Consider the following 21392-nt stretch of genomic DNA (forward strand, 5'->3'; position numbering starts at 1 on the left):
CAGTGCCGTCGCGGACGCGAAGATCAGGCAGACGACGGCCCGCTCGAAGCCGAAGGTCCGCTTTGTCATGCGGCGAAAGGGCCGACGCGGTTGGCGCCACGCTCGGACAGCGCATAGTGCGTCCGGATACATCGCCGCGCAGGATCCCTCGTGAACCCGGACGAGACCCACGACGAGGACGAGGGCGAAGATTGGCGTTCCGTCAGCACGCGCCGGCCTAGCCCGAGAAGCCTCACCCTCGCACAGAGCCGCGCGCGCGAACCTGGGCGCGGGCGAACCGCGGACGACCCTGCCCAGATCCCGGCCATGGGGTGGAAGGACGTCTTCTGGAGGGTCCTGTACTCCGTCCCGCGCGATCGCGTCTTCGCAACGGCCGGGGGGGTCGCCTTTTTCACCCTGTTGGCGACCTTCCCAGCGCTCGCCACCATCGTGTCGGTCTACAGTCTGTTCTCGGACCCCCATGCCATCAGCCAGCACGTGAGCCTCCTCGCGGGCGTGCTGCCAGGCGGCGTCCTCGACCTCCTGTCCGACCAGCTCGTGCGCGTCGCCCAGCAGAGCACCGGCGCGCTCAGCACAGCCTCGTTGGTGGGCGTCCTGATCGCCCTTTGGAGCGCGAATTCGGGCGTGAGCGCCCTCTTCGATGCGCTCAATGTGATCTACAGGGAGCGCGAGAAGCGTTCGCTGATGCGCTTCTACGCCACCACCTTCCTGTTCACGCTCAGCGGCATCCTGTTTGCCCTGACGGCTACCAGCCTGGTCGTCATTCTACCGATCGCGCTCAATCAGCTCGGTCTGGGCGTGCTGGCGGATGTCACGCTGCGCCTCGTGCGCTGGCCGGGACTGCTCGTCCTCGTCAGCCTCGGCCTAGCCGTGACGTATCGGTACGGACCCAGTCGGCGCGAGGCCAAGTGGCGGTGGGTGAGCTGGGGTGGCGTCGCCGCGGCCGTCTCCTGGGTTTGTGCCTCGGTCTCGTTCTCCTGGTACGTGGCGAGCTTCGACAGCTACAACAGGATCTACGGTTCACTCGGGGCGGGAGTCGGGTTCATGACGTGGATCTGGTTCTCGGTGGTGATCGTGCTTCTTGGGGCCAAGTTGAACGCCGAGATCGAGCGTCAGACTGCACGCGACAGCACGACCGGGAGGCCGAAGCCGCTCGGGTCTCGCGACGCCCATGCGGCGGACACGATCGGACCGCCGGAAGGCTGACCGGGTAACGGCGAGGCGAAGAAGATCGCCGCGGAGGTTCGGGACGACGGCGCCGGTCCGCTCCGCAAACGTTTCGCGGGACAGGGGGACGGCCTTCTACCGACCCGGCGTGACCTTCGATGCCGATCGAGCCTGTTCCCGGGATCGAGCAGATCAGTGTTCCGACTGGATTTGCTTGGCCAGAGTTTATGCAATCAGAAGCTGCAATTCCGGTTGCATCAAATGCAAGCGAAATTGCTATGAGCATCTACCGGCCGACGGTGCATCCTTCACCTCATCGAGGTCGAGAGCTCTACCGGCGCTCGACGCCCGCCATCTCCGCGACTTGGACGTCCAGCGCATGCTTGCCCGCATCTTCACCTCACTGTTCCTTCGGGCTTGCAGCTCGCCGTCCTGCGGATGGGCGGTGCGCGCGGTCATCGTCCTGACCTCACGAGACGTGTCGCCCCGCGGCGGCACCACGAACGGTGGCCTGAGCAGGATGGTCCCCGTCCGGTAGAAGAGTCGGAGAATTTTTCGCGGGCGGTCCGGGTCAAGCCGCCCGGGCGAGATCGCCCTCGATCGCGGCGAGCGCCCTCTCCAGAGCCGCGAAGCAGATTGGATCGAAGGCCGTTCCGATGTCCGCCCGCATGATGCCGAGCGCTTTCTCGAGCGACATGGCCGCCCGGTAGGGCCGGTCGGCGGTCAGGGCGTCGAACACATCGGCCACCGACACGACGCGCGTCTCGGGTGCGATCGCATCGCCGCGCAGCCCGCGCGGATACCCCTTGCCGTCCAGCCGCTCATGGTGGCCGCCGCCGATGCTGGCCATCTCGTGGAACACTGCCGCGCGGATCAAGATGGTCTCGGAGAGGGAGGCGTGATTGCGCATATCGCGCCATTCCGCGTCGTCCAGCTTGCCGGCCTTGTCGAGGATGGCGTTCGAGACGCCGAGCTTGCCGACATCGTGGAGAAGCGCGGCGCGCTTCAGCCAGCGGCGACGCTCCGGCGTATAGCCGAGCTCGGCCGCGATCATGTCGGCGTAGACCGCGACCCGCTCCGAGTGGCCGGAGGTGAACGGGCTCTTGGCGTCGATGATCTGAGCGAAGGCCCGGGCGATATCGTCGAGGTAGTCCTCGTCCACGACGATCGGACTGCCGGGCGCCAGCGCGAACACCGCCTCCTCGACCTCGTCCGAGGCAAGGGTCTCCCAGAAGCCGGGTTCGGCCGCGACCGACTCGAAGCAAGCGACGACCTGAGGATCGAACCACGTTCCCGCGCGCGCGCGCGCCTCGGCGATCGCGGCCGCGGGGCCGGCCGCGGTGTGGAAGACGTCCACCACCTGGGCCAGAAGCGCCACGCGGGCGTAGAGCGGGATCGCGGGCCCGGCGAGGTGGTCCGGTCGCCCGCTGCCGTTCCAGTGCTCGTCCAGCGCGTGGATGGCCTCGCAGACGCTCGCCGGGAAACGAAGCTGGCGGGCGATCTGGGCACCGCGCTGACAACGCGTCTGGATGAGGTCGTCGACGATCGCGCCGCCGTTCTGCAGGATGTTGAGCACCGCCCGGAAGCGTTCCGCGAGGCCTGCCTTGAGACCCGTGTGGGAGAAGACGAAGCCCAGTACCTTGGGCAGGCTGTCGCTCACCGTCTTGAAGTCGCGCTTGAAGCTGAGATCGTCGGACAGGTAGAGCTCGCAGATACGCGCGGCGTTGCTGGAACACCCGAGGTCCTTCAGCATCACCGTGTGGTAGAGTTCCCAGAGCTGCAGGTCGCGCAAACCCATCGCCCGGCCCACGTGGAAGCCGATCCAGGTCGCCCGCACGCAATGCCCGACGGGCTGACCTTCCGTCAGGTCGAGGGCGTGGCTCAGAGCCCCGAGGACTTCCGATAGCTGGACCGTCCTGGCTTCTTCGCTCCGGCCCGTCACGGTCTGCATCGTTCCCGCCCGTCTCTTGCCCTATAGGCCTCAATAGGCGGCAAGACTGCCGATAGAAGCTGATTAAAACGTTGCGCCGCGGGCGTGTTCGAGCGGGCGGGACGCCCGGCAGGACGATCCGCGTGTCGGCTTCTCCGGCATCCGGACGGACGTCGAGGCTGCGATCGACCGCGATCGAACAGCACCTCTTCGCCCATCTGGCTCCCCGCGCCTCGTCGGCATCGACGGGGACGGCCTCTGCGCTGGCCATCCTGCCGTCGGGTCGGCCAAGGGCGTTCTCCCGATCCGTGCCTCAGAAATCTCGCGCGGGCCACTAGATGACCGGTCTAATCGTTCCTATGTCAGCGTCATGGCAAGCGTCAGCGGCAACATCGACACGAGGCAAGGCATCCTCGACACCGCCCACCGTATCGTGGGCGCGAAGGGGTTCTCGGGCGTCGGCCTCAACGAGATCCTCGCCGCGGCCGGTGTCCCGAAGGGCTCGTTCTACCACTACTTCGGCTCGAAGGAGGCCTTCGGCGAAGCTCTCCTGGCCGATTACTTCGAGGCGTATCTCGCTGACATCGACGTCACCCTCGCCGAGACCGGCTTGAACCACGCCGAGCGCCTGATGAATTACTGGGGCAAGTGGCAGGCGACACAGGGCAGCATCGACTACCAGCGCAAGTGCCTCGCGGTGAAGCTCGCTGCGGAAGTCTCGGACCTGTCCGAGCCCATGCGGCTGGCGCTCAAGGCGGGCACGGCCGGGATCATCGACCGTGTGACCGGGGCCATCGAGGCAGGCATCGCCGAGGGGTCGCTCCGGATCGACGGCGAGCCTCGTGCAACGGCCGAGACGCTGTACCACCTGTGGCTCGGCGCGAGCCTCATGGCGAAGATCGAACGCACCGACGTGCCGTTCCACGCCGCGATGAAGACGACGCGGCGCATCCTGAATCGGCAACAGGCCTGACCTGCGTGGCAATCGCAACGCCCGACTCGTCAAGCTCACATTGTAGACGACCAGTCTACTCAAGACCGAACAGAGGAGCAAACCATGACACCGCGAACCGCATATCCCGTCGCCCCCTACCTGCTGCTCGCCGAACTCGGGGCCGCCTTATTCGGCGGCACGGCGGCCTCCGCCGAGGAGCGCATCACCCTGGAGGTCATCGGGGCGGTCCGGATGGCGGCTGACCCGGATGTCCGCCGCGCCGACGGCGCCCATCAGAGAGCCGAAATCCCGCCGGCCCGCGAGACGGCTGCCGATCACGCCGATGCCTGGATATCCTCGCACCACAACTGACACGCCGGCGGGCGCAGGCGCGGCTGTTCGAGCCGTCTTTCCCATAACCTTCACCCACCCTCTGACCGCGGAGAACGACGATGAAGATCCTGATGGTGCTGACCTCTCACGACCAGCTCGGCGATACCGGCCGCAAGACCGGCTTCTGGCTGGAGGAACTCGCCGCGCCCTATTACGTGTTCAAGGATGCCGGCGCCGAAATCGTCCTGGCATCGCCCAGGGGTGGCCGTCCGCCGCTCGACCCCAAGAGCAACGAGCCCGGCTTCCAGACCGACCTGACCCGCCGCTTCGAAGCCGATAGCGAAGCCAATGCCGTCCTGTCGAACACGGTCCGCCTCGACGGCGTCACCCACGAGGGCTTCGACGCGGTCTTCTACCCCGGTGGGCACGGTCCGCTGTGGGACCTCGCCGAGGACCCCGCCTCGGTGCGGCTCATCCAGAACACCTTCAAGGCCGGCAAGCCGGTGACCTTGGTCTGCCACGCCCCCGGCGTGCTGCGCCATGTGAAGGCGCCCGACGGCAAGCCGCTGGTCGAGGGCAAGGCTGTCACCGGCTTCACCAATACCGAGGAGGAGGCAGTCGGCCTGACCCAGGTGGTTCCCTTCCTGGTCGAGGACGCGCTCAAGCGGAACCGCGGCGCGTTCTCCAAGGCGGGCGACTGGGAGCCGTACGTCGTCGCCGACGGCCTGCTGATCACCGGGCAGAACCCGGCCTCGTCCGGACCGGCGGCCGAGCGCCTTCTGGCTCTCTTCCGCAAGGGATGACTGCCGGGGGCGGTCAACCCGCGCGCCTGACGATCCCGGTCTTCGCGGAGGGCGACCGCATCAACTTGCTGGTTTCCGGCGGCGTCGCTGTCCCTGCTCCCGACGCAGGCAGCGACGCCATAAGACGGATTGTTGGGGTGGCTGGTCAGCGCCAGCCACGTCTGAGCGGGGTCGGATGCGGGACATCCGGCCCTTGACCCTGGGCCGAGGTCCATCCCTGCTCCGAACGAGCATGGCCCTCGGCTCGACGGGGCCCTTCGCGCCCCGGTGACGGTGAACCGACCGCCCCGACCGCACGGGAAACCGAACTCTACGCCGGCAGGAGGCCCGAGGCGCGGTAGCTCTCGATCAAGGTGTCGAACTGCGACAGGTCCGAGCGGCTCCTGGCGTAGAGTTGGGCGCCGGATACGGCGGCAAAGATGGCCCCGGCCCGGGCCTCGCTGTCCTCGGGCTTTGCCGTCCCCGCCATGACCAGCACCTTGGCGAGCCAGGCGATGTTGACGTCGGCGAAGCCCAGCGCCTCTCGTTGCACGGACTCCGGCAGGTTGGCGTACTCGGCCGACATGAAGCTGCACAGGCAGAGCCTGTTCCCGTCCTCGAGCGACCGGCGGAAAGTGCCCGGATAGAGCCGCAGGCATTGGAGCGGGTCCGAGGTCTCGGCCAGCATCGCATCGAGTTCGGCCGCGGTGTCCTCCCAGTAGCGCCGCGCCACGGCCGCGCCGAGGTCCGCCTTGCTGGCGAAGTGATGGTAGATGCTCGCCGCCTTGATGCCGACCTCGGCGGCGAGATCGCGGTAGCTCAGCCCGCCGTAGCCGTGCGCCTGCGCGGTCTTCCTGGCGGCCGCCAGGATCGTCTCCTTCGCGCTCGTGCTCACCTCTGCCTCCAGCTGCCAAACCTACCAACCGTTAGTTAGGCCTTGACGGGCGGGAAATCCAGTCCTAGCTCTCGACTGCCTAACGACAGGTAGGTACACCATCATGGCTCAGGACATCCTCTTCACCGATGCCACCGGACTGGCCGCGCTGATCCGGAGCAAGCAGCTGTCGCCCGTCGAGGTCGTCAAAGCCCATCTCGACCGCATCGAAGCCGTTGATCCTCAGGTCAACGCCATCGTCATCGTCGCCGAGGGAGCGCTGGCCGCCGCGAGACAGGCCGAGGCGGCGGTCATGGCCGGCGGGGAACTCGGCCCCCTGCACGGTGTGCCGTTCACCGTGAAGGACTCCATCGACACCGAGGGTGTGCCGACCCAGCGCGGCTCGCCCATCTTCAAGGGCCGGGTGCCGGCTGCCGACGCCACCAGCGTCGCCCGCCTGAGGACGGCCGGCGGCATCCTGCTCGCCAAGACGAACCTTCCCGAGTTCTCCTACTGGATCGAGAGCGACAACCTGCTCTCCGGCCGATCGAATAACCCCTGGGACCTCGACCGCACGCCGGGTGGCTCCAGCGGCGGCGAGTCGGCGGCCATCGCGGCGGGCATGTCGCCGCTCGGCCTTGGCACCGACCTCGCCATCTCTGTGCGCGGTCCGGCCGCGCAGACCGGCATCGCCGCGCTGAAGGCCACCCACGGTCGCATCCCGATGACCGGCATATGGCCGCGCGCGCCCCGCCGCTTCTGGCACGTCGGCCCGATGGCGCGCTCGATCCGCGACCTCGCGCTCGCCTTCTCACAACTCGCCGGTCCCGACGGGCAGGACGCCTTCGCCACGAGCGCCGTCTCGTTCAACGCGGGCATTGGTGCCGCGCCGGACCGCCCACTCAGGATCGGCTGGATGGTCGGGCCGGGCTTCGGACCCATCGACACGCAGGTCGTCGCGACCCTGCGCGCGGCGGCCGAGGCCTTCAAGGGTGAGGGGCACTTCGTGGAAGAGGTGCGCATTGCTGCCTTGGAACGCGACTTCGCCCTCGACGTGTTCAACAAGCTCCACGTCATGGAGATGAAGCCGGCCTTCCGCGAGGCGACGTCTGGACATGAAGACCAGATGTACAAGATGGCCAAGACGATGCTGTCCCTGCCGGACACCTCGGTCGAGGACTACGTCGCTGGCCTAGCAGGCGGCGGAGCGGCTGCGGGACGGTTACGCAGCCTACTTCCGAAACTTCGACGTGCTGCTGACCCCGGTGCTGCCGGTGCCGGCGCACAGGCACGGCATCACCGAACTCGTCGTCAACGGCGAAGTGGTCGACCTCACCTACCTGCAGGGCGCGACCGTACCCCTGAACGTGACGGGTTTGCCGGGGCTGTCGATGCGGTTCGGAACAAGCCGCGAGGGCCTGCCCATCAACGTGCAACTCGTGGGAAGCTGGCAGGAGGAGATCAAGCTCCTCTATGCCGCCTCGGTGTTGGAGGGCATCAGCCCGGTCCGCAGCCTGCACCCCAGCGTCTGAAGGGAGGGGACCTCGCCGGGGGCCATTCACCGGGTCCCCGGGACTCCTGAGGTTTGAGGACGCGCGTTGCGCCGCGCTCTCGGCCCCGGTTCCAGGGCGGCCGCCGTCTTGTGGCCGGATCGTATGCGGTATGCCCCATCGTCCGTCTCTCGCCGGCCCAGGCCGACGAGGCCAGATGACACCCGAACGGGTCCCGCCACGGTGGGGTCGGCAGAGGCGGTCGTTCCGGATCCGACCCAGGTCGGTCATCCAGCCGGCCTTCGCAACGCCCCGAACGCCGTCATTCGGCAGCCGTCCGATCCCATCGAAGACGTCGGTCGCTACCAACGGTTTCGGAGGCAGGCGCACGCCAGGGAATATCACGCCTCCTCGGCCCCTGTGACCTCGCCACAGTGTCGGAAATGCTTTTCCAACACGCGGGCCAGTCTTCGGGGCGGCGGGGTGGGTGACCGTGGGCCGGGCACGCCGGATTGTTCTGCCATGCCTCTGTGCGGCAAATACTCACCTCGAAAAGGCAGAAAATCTAGCAATCTTCGAACCCGTATGCGGTGCAAATGAAATTATTGCTTAAACCATTTTTTATAACATACATCAGCGACGCCTTCGTCACGGTTTGCGGACGCCATTCGGTGATGACGTGCGATGATTGAGATCACAGCAGATTGTCTTGCGCCGCACGAGGGCGACTTGGATCACCCCGTAACGGAAGTTGCGGGTGCCTTCGGTCTGGCTCGGGCCGCCACCTATGCCTTCATCACCAGCGACGAGAGGGGCCGCATCACCTTTGCGAACGCGGCCGCCGCAGCCCTCTTCGGCTACAGTATCGGCGAATTGTTGGGCGCGAACATCGGTCTGATCGTTCCGGAGCGATTCCGTGCCAGCCACGAGGCCGGCATGGCGCGGATGGCCCGCCACGAGCCCTCGCGTCTGTCCGGTCGAACGGTCGAGGTCATGGCCCGCCGCCGCGACGGCGGTGAGTTTCCCGCCGAGTTCACGCTCTCGATGTGGCGGGACCGCTCCGGCCTCGGCTTCGGCGCGATCCTGCGGGACATCTCCGAATGGCGGGCGCGCGACGAGCGTCTGGTCCAGTTGGCCCATCATGACCTCCTGACCGGATTGCCGAACCGCGCCTGCTTCGAGGAGGCGCTCGATGCCCGGCTGGCGGCCGGAAACGCCGTCGGCGTCCTCATGCTGGACCTCGACGGGTTCAAGGAGGTGAACGACAGTTGGGGGCACAGCACGGGCGATGCGCTGCTCCAAACCCTGGCGATTCGATTGCCGGCGTGGCTCGGAGCCAATGCGGTCTTGGCGAGGTTCGGTGGCGACGAGTTCGCCGTCATGCTGCCGAACGCGGGCGACACCCCGACGCTCGCCGCGAGCGCGACGACGCTCCTCGAAGCCTTCGGCGCCCCCCTCCGGGTCGGATGCCACACCTTCCACATCGGAGTCAGCATCGGCGGGGCCGTCGGCTCGACGCAGGGCGCTTCCGCGGAGGAGCTCATCGGCAATGCCGACTTGGCCATGTTTCGAGCGAAGCAAGAGGGGAAGCGCCGATTTCGCGCCTTCCAGCCCGCGATGCGCAGCGCGCTGCTATCCCGGCTGGCCATGCGAGCCGAGCTGCACGCGGCGGCCCGAGCGGGCGAGTTCGTGCTGCACTACCAACCGCAGGTCGCTCTCGAGACCGGGCGCATCGTCGGCGCGGAGGCCCTCCTGAGATGGCAACATCCCCAGCGCGGCCTGCTTCTGCCAGGCGCCTTCCTGTCCCATCTGGAGGATCATCCCCTGGCCCTGGAGGTGGGGCAGTGGGTCGTCGAGGAGGCATGCCGACAGGCCGCACTGTGGCGCGATGCCGGCCATCCGGTGATGAGGATGGGCGTGAACCTGTTCGCCGCTCAGGTGCGGTCGAGGACGCTCGCGTCGGACGTCGTCGACGCGCTCCGGCGGCACCGGCTGTCACCCGGGATGCTGGAGCTCGAGATCACTGAGACCATCGTGCTGAGCGTCGACGAGGCCGACCTCGACCAGTTCCGCGACCTCCATCGCCGGGGGGTTGGTATCGCGTTCGACGATTTCGGCACGGGCTATGCCTCGCTGAGCTCGCTCAAGCGGTTCCCGCTGACGCGCCTCAAGATCGACCGGGGTTTCGTTCGGGATTTGATGGCCGAGCGGCACGATGCCGCCGTCGTGCGCGCCATCGTCCAGATCGGGAACGACATAGGCCTCAACATCATCGCGGAGGGCATCGAGACCAAGGATCAGGAGGCGCGGTTGGTGGAGATGGGTTGCCGGCAGGGGCAGGGCTACCTTTACGGCAAGGCGCTGCCGGCGGCGCAGTTCGCGGATCTCGTCCGGGCGTCCGGCAGCCTCGAGCGGTTGGCCGGTTGAACGGGCAGGGCCGGTGACGCGCAAGCGGCGCCCTTACCTCCGCGTTGTCTATCCGGACCGACACCTCCCGGCTCCGCGGCCCACCGCGATGGATCGCGAGCGGGTGAAACGGCAGCGTCCGCTGTTTCGCACTGCTTCGCCGAAGCAGAGTGTCGCGAATCCACGCGGACCGGTCACGCGACTGAGGTAGAAACCCTTCGCGGTGCAGAGCGTCCGCACCGTACCGGTACGGTGCTTCACCGCCATCGCTGCCCGGGCTGGCCGCGTTCGATTCCAACTCCGGTCCCGAAGGCGGTCAGGACGACGATGCTGCGGGGACCCCTCGGGGGCCAAAGATTCGCCCGCAGTATGCCGCCAGATGGTCTGTCCGGTCTGGCGTAGCGCGAAAGGCGATGTGGCCGTCGGGGCGGATGAGGACGATAGCGGGCTGACCCTCCAGGCCGTAGGCCCCGTGAGCCTTTCCGTCGAGATCCGACAGCACGGGCACGTCAGCGCCGTTCAGGAGCGGGCCGGCGAGGACGAGCCGCGGTCGCACCCAGTTCCAGGGCGCGACGGCCTCGACGGCTGCGCGCAGCGAGGCGCCCGCCTCCGAAGCCCCCCCGTCGAAGCACAGCAGGGCCCAACCCGTGGTCCGCCCGTCCGGGTTGTAGAAGAACGGGAAGAGTGAGGTCGTTCGGCCATCCTGGGTCACTTCCGCCTCGGGGGCCCGCTCGCCGGGCTTCGGCCCGCGTTGAAGGAGATGGCTCAGCCCCTGGAGGTGATCCTCGCTGAGCGGGCTCGTCGGATACCGCACCGAGAGCTGCTGCAGGTCGTCCGTACCTTGAAGCAGGGCGCCGAGGCCTGGAACCACCTTGGTCGCCAAGCCGAGGGCCGCATCCGTCAGGGGGCCGCGGTAAACGGTACGGCGAAAGCCCTTCGCCTGCTGCTCGCTGAGCCTGGCGTGCTCGCCGCCGCGCTCGACGTCGTAGGAGTCGAGCAGTACCGGGGTAGCCTGACCCCGCAACGTCATGGCCAGCCGCCACGCGATCTCGACTGCGTCGTGCAGGCCGGCGTTCATGCCCTGGCCGCCGATGGGCAGGGACAGGTGGCCGGCGTCGCCGGCCAGGAATACGCGACCACGGGCGTAGGCCGGCGAGACGCCGTATTGAAATCGGCTGTGGGTCAGCCATTGCGGGTCGGTGAGCGTCAGCGTCTCGTCGCCCGTGACCGCGCGGGCCACGGCCTGGACCTCGTCCAGCGTCGGATCGCGATCCGGCACGTCGGCGTCGTCGGCCAGGAAGAACAGCCGGTGATAGCCACCCCAGACCGGCATCACGCCGCAGAAGCCGCGCTCGTAGTAGAAGAACCAGAGCTGATCGGGCTCCAGTGAACGCCGCCAGGAGAGCTTGGCGTCGACCTGGCGGTTCATCCGGCCCTCGAACCGCTCGGGTTCGAAATCCAGGTCGAGTTGCGGGCGCAGCGTGCTCTTGGCGCCGTCGGCGGCCACGAGGTAACGGCAGCGCAGCCGGCCATCCGGTCCCTCCTCGCCGCGTCTCGTCGTGATGGTCACGCCGTCCGCGTCCTGGGCAACGGCGACGACCTTGCAGCCGCGCTCGATCCGGCCGCCGCGCCCTTCGTAGGTTTCGGCCAAGGTCGTCTCGATGACGTCCTGCCCGCTGTACAGGACCTTCGGGTAAGGGCTGGCGACATCGTCGATCGGAATCGGCGTCGTTTGCGTTCCGTTCATGAAGAAGTTGACGAGGCGAATGGGATAGGCGCGCTCGGCGAGGGCGTCGCGGAGGCCGACGCCGGCCAAGAGTTCCTGAGGGCGCGCCCAGAGGTTGTTGGCCCGGGAATAGGCCCGACCTTCGGTCCGCGCCTCGAGGACGAGGCAGTCGACGCCGTGATGGCGCAGGGCACAGCCCGTGGTCAGGCCGACGGGACCGGCGCCCACGACGATGACGTCGGCGTCCAGGGTGTCCGGAAGGATGTCGCGGGACATGAAAAGCTCGGGCTCGGGAACGGAGGGGCTCACGCCGGGCAGATGCCGGGCACGTCTACCTTCCGGAACAGGTGCGGGCTCACCGTCGCGCCCTCGGGGTAATCCGACAGGCGGGCCCGGAACTCGGGATTGGTGAAGGCCGCGCGGAAGTCGGCGACGCTGTCCCAGACGGCATAATTCAGGAACACCCCGCTGCCGGCGAGGCCGCGATGCAGCTGGGTCGACACGAACCCAGGCTGGCGCTTCATGACCTCCGCGTCGGCGGTCCAGGCGGAGACCAGCCGGTCGGCATCCGCGGCCTGGACGACGAAGGTGTTGATCAGGACGACCGGACCGTCCTCCACCGTCAGTTGGTCGGCCAGGGTGACGGTGCGGTCCATCTCGACGAACGTCGGCATGTTCAGGCTCCTTGGGTCTGGGGGTGGCGGCGTGCGGCGGGCGCCGGCTGCGCCGTGTCGAGCCGCCGCTGCATCTCGCGCAGCAGGGCGCTCGCGGCTTCGAACCCCTCGGGCGACAGACCGGCCGTAAGGTCGTCGGCCCAGCGCTCCTGACGTTCGATGGCCGTGCGATAGGCAGCCTCTCCCCGCTCCGTCGCGACGACCAACATGGCTCTCCGGTGATGCGGGTTCGGGGCGAGGCGGACGAAGCCCTCGGTCCGCATGTCGTCGACCAAGCGCTGAACCGCCTGTCGCGTCAGACCCATGTTGCGGGCGATGTGGGCGACGGGGAGGGGGGCCGCCGAGAGCGCGATGGCGCCCAGCACCTGCCAGCGGGCGCTCGTCAGCCCGAGGTCGCCGACCAGTGCATCGCCCGCGGCGAGCAAGTCGCCGTTCATGCGGAAGACCTCGATGACGAGTCCGGTCCACGCGCGGCGAAGGTGCGCCTGATCGGGCGCGGCGGCCCCTGTCGTTGTGTCCATGGCAGACACCATAACGATTCGACGAGATCGGTCAATACGACAACAGGTTGTCATATTTCGTTGGTGTCTTCTCCTTGGCCGAACGCTGGGATCGATGCGCGGTCCTCCGTCAGATCGCGGCAGCTCGCGGGGAGGTTCGGCCGTTCCCGCACGGCGTGCGGCTAAAGGTGTCGCCGCGTCCTGCGCGGGAAACGGCCGGCGCGAATCCGCGACGCTGTCCGTATGCCGTCTCTCGTGCTGCGGAGCGGACCGGCAGACCGCCACCCGACGCGGACGCGCGGTGAGCTGTCGGCGGGAGTTGAACCTAGCCGAAGACCGCCGGTCCCCTTCGGACAGGGATTGCTGAAGAGCGGATAGGCCCTTCCCGACTCATGCCGGAGACGTGGGTAGCCGTCGCCGCATCCCCTGAGCGGCCCTTCGTCGGGCGTTCGGCTGACGGTGGGAAGGGGGCGTTCGCCTGACGCTCTGTATGAGGCGGACGTGACCCGCAGCGGATGTCGAGCATCGACCGCGGGCAAGCGCCCTACGTCTCTTCGAGCTTCTGGCCTAGGCTCGCCCGATGGGACTCTTGACCTTCAGCATGAACGCCACCCTGGACGGCTGCGTCGACCACCGGGAGGGGATCGCCGACGACGAGACACACGCGTATTTCACCCGCCTCATGGACGGGTGCGGGGCGATGCTGTGGGGCCGCATCACCTACGAGATGATGGAGAGCCACTGGCCGGCGGTGGCGCGCGGTGACGTGGAGGCGCCGCCGACGATACGGGCGTGGGCGGTCAAGCTGGAGGACAAGCCGAAATACGTGGTGTCGTCGACGCGAAAGGACTTCCCGTGGACCAACAGCCACCACATCCGTGACGACCTAAGAACAGGCGTACAGAGGCTCAAGGATGCGACGCCGGCGGGCGTGCTCCTCGGTAGTGGCCAGCTCGCGACCGAGCTGGACCGGCTTGATCTGATCGATGAGTACAAGCTCCTGATCCACCCCAGGATCGCCGGACGCGGCCCGACCCTGTACCAGGGCGGCATGCCCAGGACGCGACGGCTCGCGCTGGTCTCCGCGACGCCGCTCGGCAATGGCGCAGTCTCCCTGCACTATCGGCACGAACACGGGCGCAACGCCGCATCGCACACAGCTCGGGGATCTGCGCATCGCGGGCGCCCCGCCGATTAGCGATCGGCATCGATCGCCTGCCTCCATCAATCAGGACAAAGCACCCACGCGTTGAGCGTGCGGCGGTGGAGACCTTGGCTGGCTGCCAGCACGGGCGGTGTGAGGCCGATCGCGGGGGCAGGGCAGTCCGATCCTCATGCCGAGCCATCACGAGCCGAACTTCTACGAGGGGTCGGGACAGGCGCGGTGGCGATGTCCGCCCACGAATATTGTCTCTCCGAGGCAGACTGGCGGAAATCCAACCCGGGCGGTCGGTCGGCTTGCGACCCATCTCGGCCGTTCCAGCGGGGATCGGCGCATCTCGAAAGCGGTCGATCGCTGGTGGTTCAGCACCTCCGGCTCGGGGTGGTGAGCCGCCACTGGGGCTACGCCTGAAAGCTGAACTGCCGGTTGGCTCCCAACGGCGCCGATCAGCCGGCGCGACCGCCTCTCGGAGGCGGACGATGTGACAGCGTACGCCGGCGTACCCCAGGGATACCGGAACTCAGCATTCGCGCAGTCCGTGAGTCTTCTATGACGTGCAACCCCGGGCACATAACGGGCGGACGTGGAACGTTCGATCGAGCGCACCGGCTCGCGCAACGCACCATTGCGAGCCGTCTGCTTGGTGACGCGATACGCGAACGTCGACTGTGTCCCGTATGAAACTGACTGGCCGCAAAATACAGGTTAGAGAGACCCGATATTCCGGGACAGCAGAACCGATACCGTGAGCTTCGTACCCAGCTCCCTCTTCACGACCGAGAGTCTGCCCGAGCGCGACCGTTTCGATGCTTGGCGCACCCTGTTCTCCGCCCACGATCTCGATGCCGACCCACAAGACTTCTCAGGCAGCATCGAGACCGCCCAGATCGGTGCGGTCGCCCTGCGCGTCATGAACGCCGCGCCACAGGGGCCGGGCCGGTCGAGGCCGCAGATCCGGCGCGACGGCATGGACGGCTTCGTCCTCTACTTGAGCCAGCACGCCTACACCGTCGAGACCGAGCGCGGCGTGCTGGACGTTCCGGCGGGCGCCATCAGCCTCAACGATCTGTCGCAGCCCTACCGGCGCTGCCGGGTGCCGGAGACGGACTCTCTGATCATCGCGCTTCCGCGTTCGTCCATCGCCGCCCTGCTGCCCGACGAGGACGCGTTGCACGGGCTGCTCCTGCACGGCGGTTCAGGGCGCTTGCTCGCCGATCACATGCGGAGCCTGGCGGCGAACCGACACGCGATCGCCGCGGTGGACGCCGGCCATCTCGCCCAGGCGACGCTCCACATGATCGCGGCCTGCGTGCGCCCGAGCCTGGAGGGCGTCGCGCGGGCGGGCGCACCGCTCGATGCGGCGCGCCTCAGGATCGCGAAGCAGTACCTCCGCTCCCATCTGGCGACGCCGCTACGCATCGACGCTATGGCGAAGGCGCTCGGCATGTCCCGCTCGCAGCTCTACCGCTTGTTCGAGCCGGAGGGTGGGATAGCGCGCTACCTCGCGCGCCAGCGCCTCGGGGCCGTACGAGCAGCGCTCACCGATCCCCTCGAGCGGCGGTCCATCGGCGAGATCGGAGCGGCTTACGGCTTCGGCAACAGCGCCATCCTCAGTCGTGCGTTCCGGCAGGCGTACGGCTTGAGTCCGCGCGACTACCGGGCGTCCGTCGGAGGTGCCTGAAGAGAGCGGAGTTCCTGTCGAAAACGAGCTCCCTCGAGCGATGCCGCAGCCGAAGTAGCCGCCGGCCGTGAGCGCAGTCCGGCCCAACGACATGAACGGCTCATTCCCATCTTAGAATGGATCGCCGTCGCGTAGACGCGGTCGCCAGACCGCTGCGAAACGGCTTCGGGGAGGTAATCCGTTCCGCCTCCGGCCGGGTCCGGTCGTTCAGGACCGATCAGAAGGCCGGCCAGCGGACGTTCCGAACGTTAGAGACGGGTCGAGAGCCGGCGCAGGGGCGACGTCCGCTTCTCTGAAGCACCCGGAAGCGGCCCGGCGGAGATCCATCCGTCGTGGATGCTCACCAGCGCCGGTGCGACAGCCGACGCCCGTCGAAAGCCGCCGGTCCGCTTCGGAGGAGAGAACCGGAAAGCTATCGTCGTCCCGTCGATCGTCGATCCCGACGCGATCGTTCAGATCGGATCTCAGCGCGCCCTCGGAAACTCCAGGGGGAAGTTGTTGAGCACACGCCAGAGTTCGTAGCCGATCGACACGGTCTCCATGAGGATCCAGCCGCGCACCTTGGCACCCAGCGGGATGAAATCGTAGTCGGGCCACGGGGACCGGTCGGGGTCCTGCTCGACCAGCACGCGAAACAGGCCGCTCTGCTGCGCCGAGGGGTCGACGGCGCGCACCCGCCCGTCGAACATGCCTTGGGCCACCGACGGCCAGCCGCTGAACTGGATCGCCGGCCAGCCCTCGAAGGCGAGGCGCACGCTCTGGCCGGGCCGGATCAGGGCGACGTCGCGCCCGTCGACCATCAGTTCGACGACGCGGGTCGGCGCGAGCGGCGCAAGGGTCGCCAGGGTATCCCCCGCGTTGACCAGCGTGCCGGCGGCCGCCGCGTTGATGTGTAGGATCCGGCCCTCCCTCGGCGCGCGAACGAGTTGCGCCGATTGGCGGTTCACGGTCACCTCGAGCCGGCTGAGCTTGGCCTTCGCCTCCGCCAGCTTCGCGCGCTGCTCCGCCACGCGGATCTGCGCGGCCTCGAAGTTGCGCCGCGTCACGAAGCCCTTCTCGGCCGCCTCGCGGGTCTGGCTGACCTGACTTTCCGCCACCTGCACTCCCTGCTCCGCTGCAGCGATCTCGGCCTCGATCTGCTCCCGCTCGGCGGCGAGCCGCTTCAGCAGGAACGGATCGTTGTCCATGAGCTGGGCGATCGCGTCCCCCGCGCGAACCCGCTGGCCATCCTCGACGTACCAATGCTCAACCCGGCCCTGGACCAAGGCCGTGACCGTCTGCACGCGGTCGGCGGGATTCGGGGCGATGACGCGCCCCGTTCCGGCCGCGGTCTGCACCCAGGGCACGTACAGGAGGATCAGGACCGCCAAGCAGATCGCGATGCCGATGATCCAGGTCAGGACGGCCGCCGCGCGGGGCGGCCGGATCGAGGTCAGGCTCGGGAAGTGTCGGAGGTGTTCAGGCCGCGACAGCATGGGTCCTCTCCCTCAGCACGGGTTTGTCGAGCCGGTCCTCCGGGTCGGCGGCGCGCACATAGCCGTGCGAGCCCAGCCGGATCTGGCCGTCGTGGATCGGTTGTCGGGGGCGACGCGTGACATGCAGAACCGTCGTGCCCATCTCCCGGAACCTCGCGAGCGCCGCCGCGACGCGGTCCGGTGGCAGCAGGTCGAGCAGCGTCGACAGGACGACGAGCTTCGGCCGCTGCAGAAGGGCGGCGGCCAGCTTCAGCGCGACGGCTTCCCCCACCGAGAGCGGCGCGCCGGACACGGAGAGCGGCGTGTCGAGGCCGGAGGGCAGGCGCCCGAGGCGCTCGGCCAGGCCGACACGCTCCAGGCAATCGTGGATCGTAACCGCATCCTGGCCCTCGACCGGCGACAGGACCTCGCGAATGGTTGTCTCGGCGAGCGTCGGCCGATCCAGCACGAGGATCTGCGCCCGCAGCGCGTCCGGACCATAAACTGCGATGTCGGCTCCGCCGACCATCACCCACCCGCGCTGCGGCCGAACCCGTCGCTCAAGGAGCGCCGCGACCGTCCGCTCAAGCCTCTCGTCGGCGGGCATGGCGAGGATCTCGCCGCTCTCGACCGCGAAGTCGAGGCGGCAGCCTTCGACCTCGACCTCGCGCAGGCGCAGGTCTCCTTTGGCCGGGCCGGGGCCGGTCCACTGATCCCCGTCCGCCGCCTCGATCCCCTCGAAGAGCGACAATTCATGGAGCGCCGCGACGAGGTCGTAGAAGGCCCGCGCATGCGAGCCCAGTTGGGAGATGCCGTAGAAGGCGGCCGACAGGACGAGTTCCGCCGCCACGAGCTGCCCGAGCGACAATTGCCCCTGCAGGATGAGCCATCCGCCCATGGCCAGGAGGGCGGCACTGGCGACTGCGTAGACCAGGAGGAACCCGATGGTCTGCGCGAAGGTGTGGCGGAAATGCCGGCGATGCGCCCGCAGGTAAGCGGCGGTCATCGCCTCGGAGCGCGCCATCGCGGCCGAGAGCCGATTACCGTGCTGGTAGAAGCCGTTGGAAGCGCCGACGCTCTCCAGCCAACGCGCCGTCCCGTGCTTCGCATGGCTCAGTGCCGCGCCGGACCGGACCGCCGGCCCCGCCCAGAGGAACCCGATGCCGAGCAGCACGGCGGCGACGACGAGATTGAAGGCGAGAAAGAACGGATGATAGAAACTCGTCAGGACGAGTCCGATCGCGGCTTGTAGAAGGATCGCGAAGCCGCCGACCAGGAGATGCGGGACCGCCTTCTGGACCGTCATCAGATCGAAGAAGCGGTTGAAGAGGTCGCGGCGCCCTGTCTCGTCGAAGTTCGGGACTTTCGCGTGGAGCGCACGCAAGGTGATTTCTGCGACGATCCTCGCGAACACGCGCCGCTCGAACAGCGCAAGGACGTAGATCCGCGCGGCGCTGAGCAGGGCGGCGGCGAGCAGAAGCCCGAGCAGAAGCCCGGACAGCACGAACAGGGGCGCCGGCAGTGCCGTGTTGGCCACCGAATTGATCAGGAGCTGCACCGACACCGGCACGGCGAGGCCCAGGAGCGCCACGGCGACCCCGTAGACGACCGCCGTCCAGATGAATCCGGCTTCCGGCTTCAGCAGACGCGCGCTGAGCCTGCAGGCTTCCGTCAACGTCAGGGGCGTGTGTTTGATCGCATCCATGGGTCGAGGACCTTTCAGATCCGGTCGGGGGCGTGCGAGGAGGCCATGCCGCCGCCACGTTGCCGGGCATGGCCGCGGAGACGCGGATAAATCGTCGGGGTGCGCGAGCGCGGAGTCGACCCGGTACCGCCGGCCCATCCCGGGCGCGAACTCGTCCGGTCCGATTTAGCCGGCTGGCGGTTCACCGGAGGGCGTTCGGCGGATGCCGGTGGGAGACCCTCGAGGGCGAGGGTCGCACGCACGGTCCGCCATGTCGGGGGCACGGCGGACCGATTTGATGCCGGCCCGTACCGGATTGCGGCCGGCCGTCGGGTCGAGGCGATGCGCCCGCTTCAGCAGCGGTAGCCGCCCGACGTCTGTCCGTACTGCTGCACGGGGAAGTGCTGCTGGTCGGCATTGCCTTCCTGGGCCGAGCTTCTCCGGCAGCCGCCGACGGTGGGCGTCAGCACGTCCCCCGTGACGATCGAGCCGGTCGAGAGCCCATCCCAGGTCGTCCGCGGAAGGGGCCGCGACGGAGTGCCCACACGCAGGTCGGCGAAAGCGGCGGAGAGCGGCGCGACGCAGAGCGCGGCCGCGACCGACAGGATGGATAACTTCTTCGACGCCTTCATCGCTTGTCTCCAATCAATTGTGCGCTCGTAACGCGCTGTCCGTGGATCGAGGCGGGCAGGGAGACCGCAGTCTTGCGGACAGTTCCGCCTCATCCACGCAAATGATTTGGCGGCGCCCGGGTCGTACCGCAATTTCGCAACTTCAATGGCCCTCATTTGGAAAACAAATGACGACGAATGCATCGCGCGGGCTGCTGTATATTTAATCCCCATTGTTCAACTCGGGCCGATGATCGTGTGTGTTTCGTCACATCACACCAGTACGGGTGCCGGGGATTTGGCGGAGGCTGAAGGCCCGAGCTTGATGTCTCGCCCCGTTGAGATGATTTGACGGCGATGCCCGGCCCGCCGTTGCCCTTCGACCTCGACCTGCTGCGCACCTTCGTCGCCATCGCCGACAACGGGAGCTTCACGCGCGCGGCCAGTCGGTTGGGCCTGACGCAGTCGACCGTGTCGCTGCAGATCAAGCGCCTGGAGGAGGGCGTCTCCCGTCGCCTGTTCGACCGGGACGGCCGGGAGCTGCAGCTGACGCCCGAAGGCGAGGTTCTGCTCACCTACGCGCGCCAGATCCTCAAGCTCGGCGGCGAGGCCCTGTCCCGGATCGTCACCCCGGAACTGATGGGTCTCGTCCGGCTGGGCACGCCGGAGGATTTCGCGACCACGCACCTGTCGGAGGTTCTGGCGTGCTTCGCTCGCACCCATCCGCATGTCGCGCTCCAGGTGAACTGCGACTTCACCGTCAACCTCCTCGACGACTTCTCGAAGGGGAAGTACGACCTCATCCTGTTCAAGCGCGAGCCACAGGGTCCGAGCGGCGGGACCAGGGTCTGGCGGGAGGTCCTGGATTGGGTCGCGTCGCCGCGTCTCGTCGCGGAAGCCGGCGACCCGATTCCGCTCGTCCTCTCGCCGGCGCCGGACGTCTATCGCAAGCGCGCGCTGTCGGCCCTCGATGTCGCCGGACGCGACTGGCGCATCGTCTACACCAGCCCGAGCCTCGCCGGATTGCAGGCCGCCGTGCAAGCCGGGCTCGGGGTGACGGTGCTGCCCACGGAAATGATCCCCGCGGACATGGTGTCGGTTTCGGGCTGCCTCCAACTGCCGAAACTCCCCGATACGGAGATCGTCCTCTACCAAGCGCCGGGCCATGTCTCGCCGGCGGCTGAGTTGTTGGCGGCGACCATCGTCGCGGCGCTGGAGCGGCGCGTCGTGGCGCCTGCGGTGTTCGTGCCGTGAGGACCAGAGGCACTTGCGCGCAGTCCGGCGGCCTGCTGCGCTCGGCCTTGGGTCCGATCCCGCGTCGGCGATGATGGCGAGCTCGCCGCACGCCGGGGAATGCACGGCGTCCGAGTCGTGGCGCTGCGGCCCGCAGGTGTTCCGGGGGAAGCGCATTCTGTAGGGTCGCCGGCGAGTACCGGACATACCCATTCAGGTTTTCTCCCGGTGGAAGTGAGCCAGACGGGACTCCCACGAACATGCGCGTGCCGAGGTATGCCGGACGCCCCCTCCGCCAGGGCGGTGGATCGAAGGATCGCGCCGGTATTCAATCCGCGTCCGCTCTGGGCGATCCGCCTTCAGCTGACCTCCTCTCGCCTGCCGCCGGCCGCTGGATGGACTCGATCTTCCTGATCCGTTTCCGCACATTCTGGACGACGCCAATGCGTCGATCGATCGTGCGCTCGTTCCTCGCAGGGGGGGGCAAACTGTCAATAGGCGTTGGAACGGGACCCGGGGTCGGGATCCAAGTGGAACTCCTTCGCAAGCTGGATGGGGAGCGGGTGAGCTGATCCGACGTCCAGCTATCGCGGCGTAGGCGCTGTCCTCAGACGCGGGTCTTGAAGCGCGAGCTCGCATTGCCGGTCTCGACGAACTCACAGTGAGGGGTGCGCCGGTCGAGCAGCGCAGTGGTCATCTTGGCGTCGCTGGCGAACCCGCGCGGCGATTCGCCGAAGTAAAGATGCGTGGT

Annotated in this window: 17 protein-coding genes and 1 pseudogene; 9 read left to right on the forward strand and 9 right to left on the reverse strand. The window is 67.9% G+C overall.

Annotated features, from left to right (window positions below; genetic code table 11):
• Nucleotides 1–150 precede the first annotated feature (150 nt).
• Nucleotides 151–1206 (forward strand): YihY/virulence factor BrkB family protein, encoded by a 1056-nt coding sequence (locus MKK82_RS21260; RefSeq protein WP_238291536.1) that lies wholly within the window; start codon nt 151–153, stop codon nt 1204–1206.
• Nucleotides 1207–1738: 532 nt separating this feature from the next.
• Here MKK82_RS21260 and MKK82_RS21265 read toward each other — a convergent pair.
• Nucleotides 1739–3118, reverse strand: coding sequence for an HD-GYP domain-containing protein (locus MKK82_RS21265; RefSeq protein ID WP_238291537.1), 1380 nt, complete (start codon nt 3116–3118; stop codon nt 1739–1741).
• A 349-nt stretch (nt 3119–3467) separates the two neighbouring features.
• On the opposite strand from MKK82_RS21265, the gene MKK82_RS21270 reads away from it, so the two are divergent.
• The 3 genes from MKK82_RS21270 (at nt 3468) to MKK82_RS21280 (ending at nt 5167) form a co-directional block, all read left to right on the forward strand.
• Nucleotides 3468–4070 (forward strand): TetR/AcrR family transcriptional regulator, encoded by a 603-nt coding sequence (locus MKK82_RS21270; protein WP_238291538.1) that lies wholly within the window; start codon nt 3468–3470, stop codon nt 4068–4070.
• A gap of 84 nt (nt 4071–4154) precedes the next feature.
• Nucleotides 4155–4403: a hypothetical protein gene (locus MKK82_RS21275; RefSeq protein WP_238291539.1), complete on the forward strand. Its 249-nt coding sequence runs from the start codon at nt 4155–4157 to the stop codon at nt 4401–4403.
• 80 nt (nt 4404–4483) lie between these two features.
• The gene (locus MKK82_RS21280; protein ID WP_243986794.1) at nt 4484–5167 is read left to right on the forward strand and encodes a type 1 glutamine amidotransferase domain-containing protein; all 684 of its coding nucleotides are present in this window, start codon (nt 4484–4486) and stop codon (nt 5165–5167) included.
• A gap of 310 nt (nt 5168–5477) precedes the next feature.
• On the opposite strand, the gene MKK82_RS21285 is transcribed toward MKK82_RS21280, so the two are convergent.
• The gene (locus tag MKK82_RS21285; RefSeq protein WP_238291541.1) at nt 5478–6041 is read right to left on the reverse strand and encodes a TetR/AcrR family transcriptional regulator; all 564 of its coding nucleotides are present in this window, start codon (nt 6039–6041) and stop codon (nt 5478–5480) included.
• 103 nt (nt 6042–6144) lie between these two features.
• Between MKK82_RS21285 and MKK82_RS21290 the strand changes: the two are divergent.
• A pseudogene (locus tag MKK82_RS21290) lies at nt 6145–7552 on the forward strand (amidase).
• Between the two features lie 687 nt (nt 7553–8239).
• Complete coding sequence (locus MKK82_RS21295) at nt 8240–9937, forward strand: putative bifunctional diguanylate cyclase/phosphodiesterase (protein ID WP_243986796.1); 1698 nt, start codon at nt 8240–8242, stop codon at nt 9935–9937.
• Between the two features lie 295 nt (nt 9938–10232).
• On the opposite strand, the gene MKK82_RS21300 is transcribed toward MKK82_RS21295, so the two are convergent.
• From MKK82_RS21300 to MKK82_RS21310, 3 genes are read right to left on the reverse strand one after another with little or no spacing between them, the layout of a single operon-like run.
• Nucleotides 10233–11918 carry an FAD-dependent monooxygenase gene (locus tag MKK82_RS21300; protein WP_243986798.1) on the reverse strand — a complete coding sequence of 562 codons (1686 nt, stop codon included), beginning with the start codon at nt 11916–11918 and terminating at the stop codon, nt 10233–10235.
• Nucleotides 11919–11947: 29 nt separating this feature from the next.
• On the reverse strand, nt 11948–12316 hold the full coding sequence (locus tag MKK82_RS21305; RefSeq protein WP_238291544.1) for an antibiotic biosynthesis monooxygenase family protein: 369 nt from the start codon (nt 12314–12316) through the stop codon (nt 11948–11950).
• A 2-nt stretch (nt 12317–12318) separates the two neighbouring features.
• Nucleotides 12319–12837, reverse strand: a complete 519-nt coding sequence (locus MKK82_RS21310) for a MarR family winged helix-turn-helix transcriptional regulator (RefSeq protein ID WP_373323383.1) — start codon at nt 12835–12837, stop codon at nt 12319–12321.
• Between the two features lie 559 nt (nt 12838–13396).
• Here MKK82_RS21310 and MKK82_RS21315 point away from each other — a divergent pair.
• Both MKK82_RS21315 and MKK82_RS21320 read left to right on the forward strand, forming a co-directional pair.
• Entirely contained in the window at nt 13397–14014 is a 618-nt protein-coding gene (locus MKK82_RS21315) for a dihydrofolate reductase family protein (RefSeq protein ID WP_313902109.1), read from the forward strand.
• A gap of 709 nt (nt 14015–14723) precedes the next feature.
• Nucleotides 14724–15659, forward strand: a complete 936-nt coding sequence (locus MKK82_RS21320) for a helix-turn-helix domain-containing protein (RefSeq protein ID WP_243986801.1) — start codon at nt 14724–14726, stop codon at nt 15657–15659.
• Nucleotides 15660–16123: 464 nt separating this feature from the next.
• Here the strand turns inward: MKK82_RS21320 and MKK82_RS21325 are convergent, their stop codons facing one another.
• The 3 genes from MKK82_RS21325 to MKK82_RS21335 all read right to left on the reverse strand — a co-directional run bounded on the left by MKK82_RS21325 (nt 16124) and on the right by MKK82_RS21335 (nt 19429).
• Nucleotides 16124–17134 (reverse strand): efflux RND transporter periplasmic adaptor subunit, encoded by a 1011-nt coding sequence (locus MKK82_RS21325; RefSeq protein WP_238291547.1) that lies wholly within the window; start codon nt 17132–17134, stop codon nt 16124–16126.
• On the reverse strand, nt 17118–18818 hold the full coding sequence (locus MKK82_RS21330; RefSeq protein WP_243986803.1) for an ABC transporter transmembrane domain-containing protein: 1701 nt from the start codon (nt 18816–18818) through the stop codon (nt 17118–17120). Before MKK82_RS21330 ends, MKK82_RS21325 begins: the two co-directional genes overlap by 17 nt.
• A gap of 332 nt (nt 18819–19150) precedes the next feature.
• On the reverse strand, nt 19151–19429 hold the full coding sequence (locus MKK82_RS21335) for a hypothetical protein (RefSeq protein WP_238291549.1): 279 nt from the start codon (nt 19427–19429) through the stop codon (nt 19151–19153).
• A 336-nt stretch (nt 19430–19765) separates the two neighbouring features.
• Between MKK82_RS21335 and MKK82_RS21340 the strand changes: the two genes are divergently transcribed.
• Nucleotides 19766–20662, forward strand: a complete 897-nt coding sequence (locus MKK82_RS21340) for a LysR substrate-binding domain-containing protein (RefSeq protein ID WP_243986804.1) — start codon at nt 19766–19768, stop codon at nt 20660–20662.
• Nucleotides 20663–21248: 586 nt separating this feature from the next.
• Here the strand turns inward: MKK82_RS21340 and MKK82_RS21345 are convergent.
• The coding region (locus MKK82_RS21345) for an ATP-binding protein (RefSeq protein ID WP_243986805.1) at nt 21249–21392 on the reverse strand (144 nt) is incomplete at its 5' end.

It is taken from the genome of Methylobacterium sp. E-046 (genome assembly GCF_022829625.1).
GTDB lineage: Bacteria > Pseudomonadota > Alphaproteobacteria > Rhizobiales > Beijerinckiaceae > Methylobacterium > Methylobacterium longum.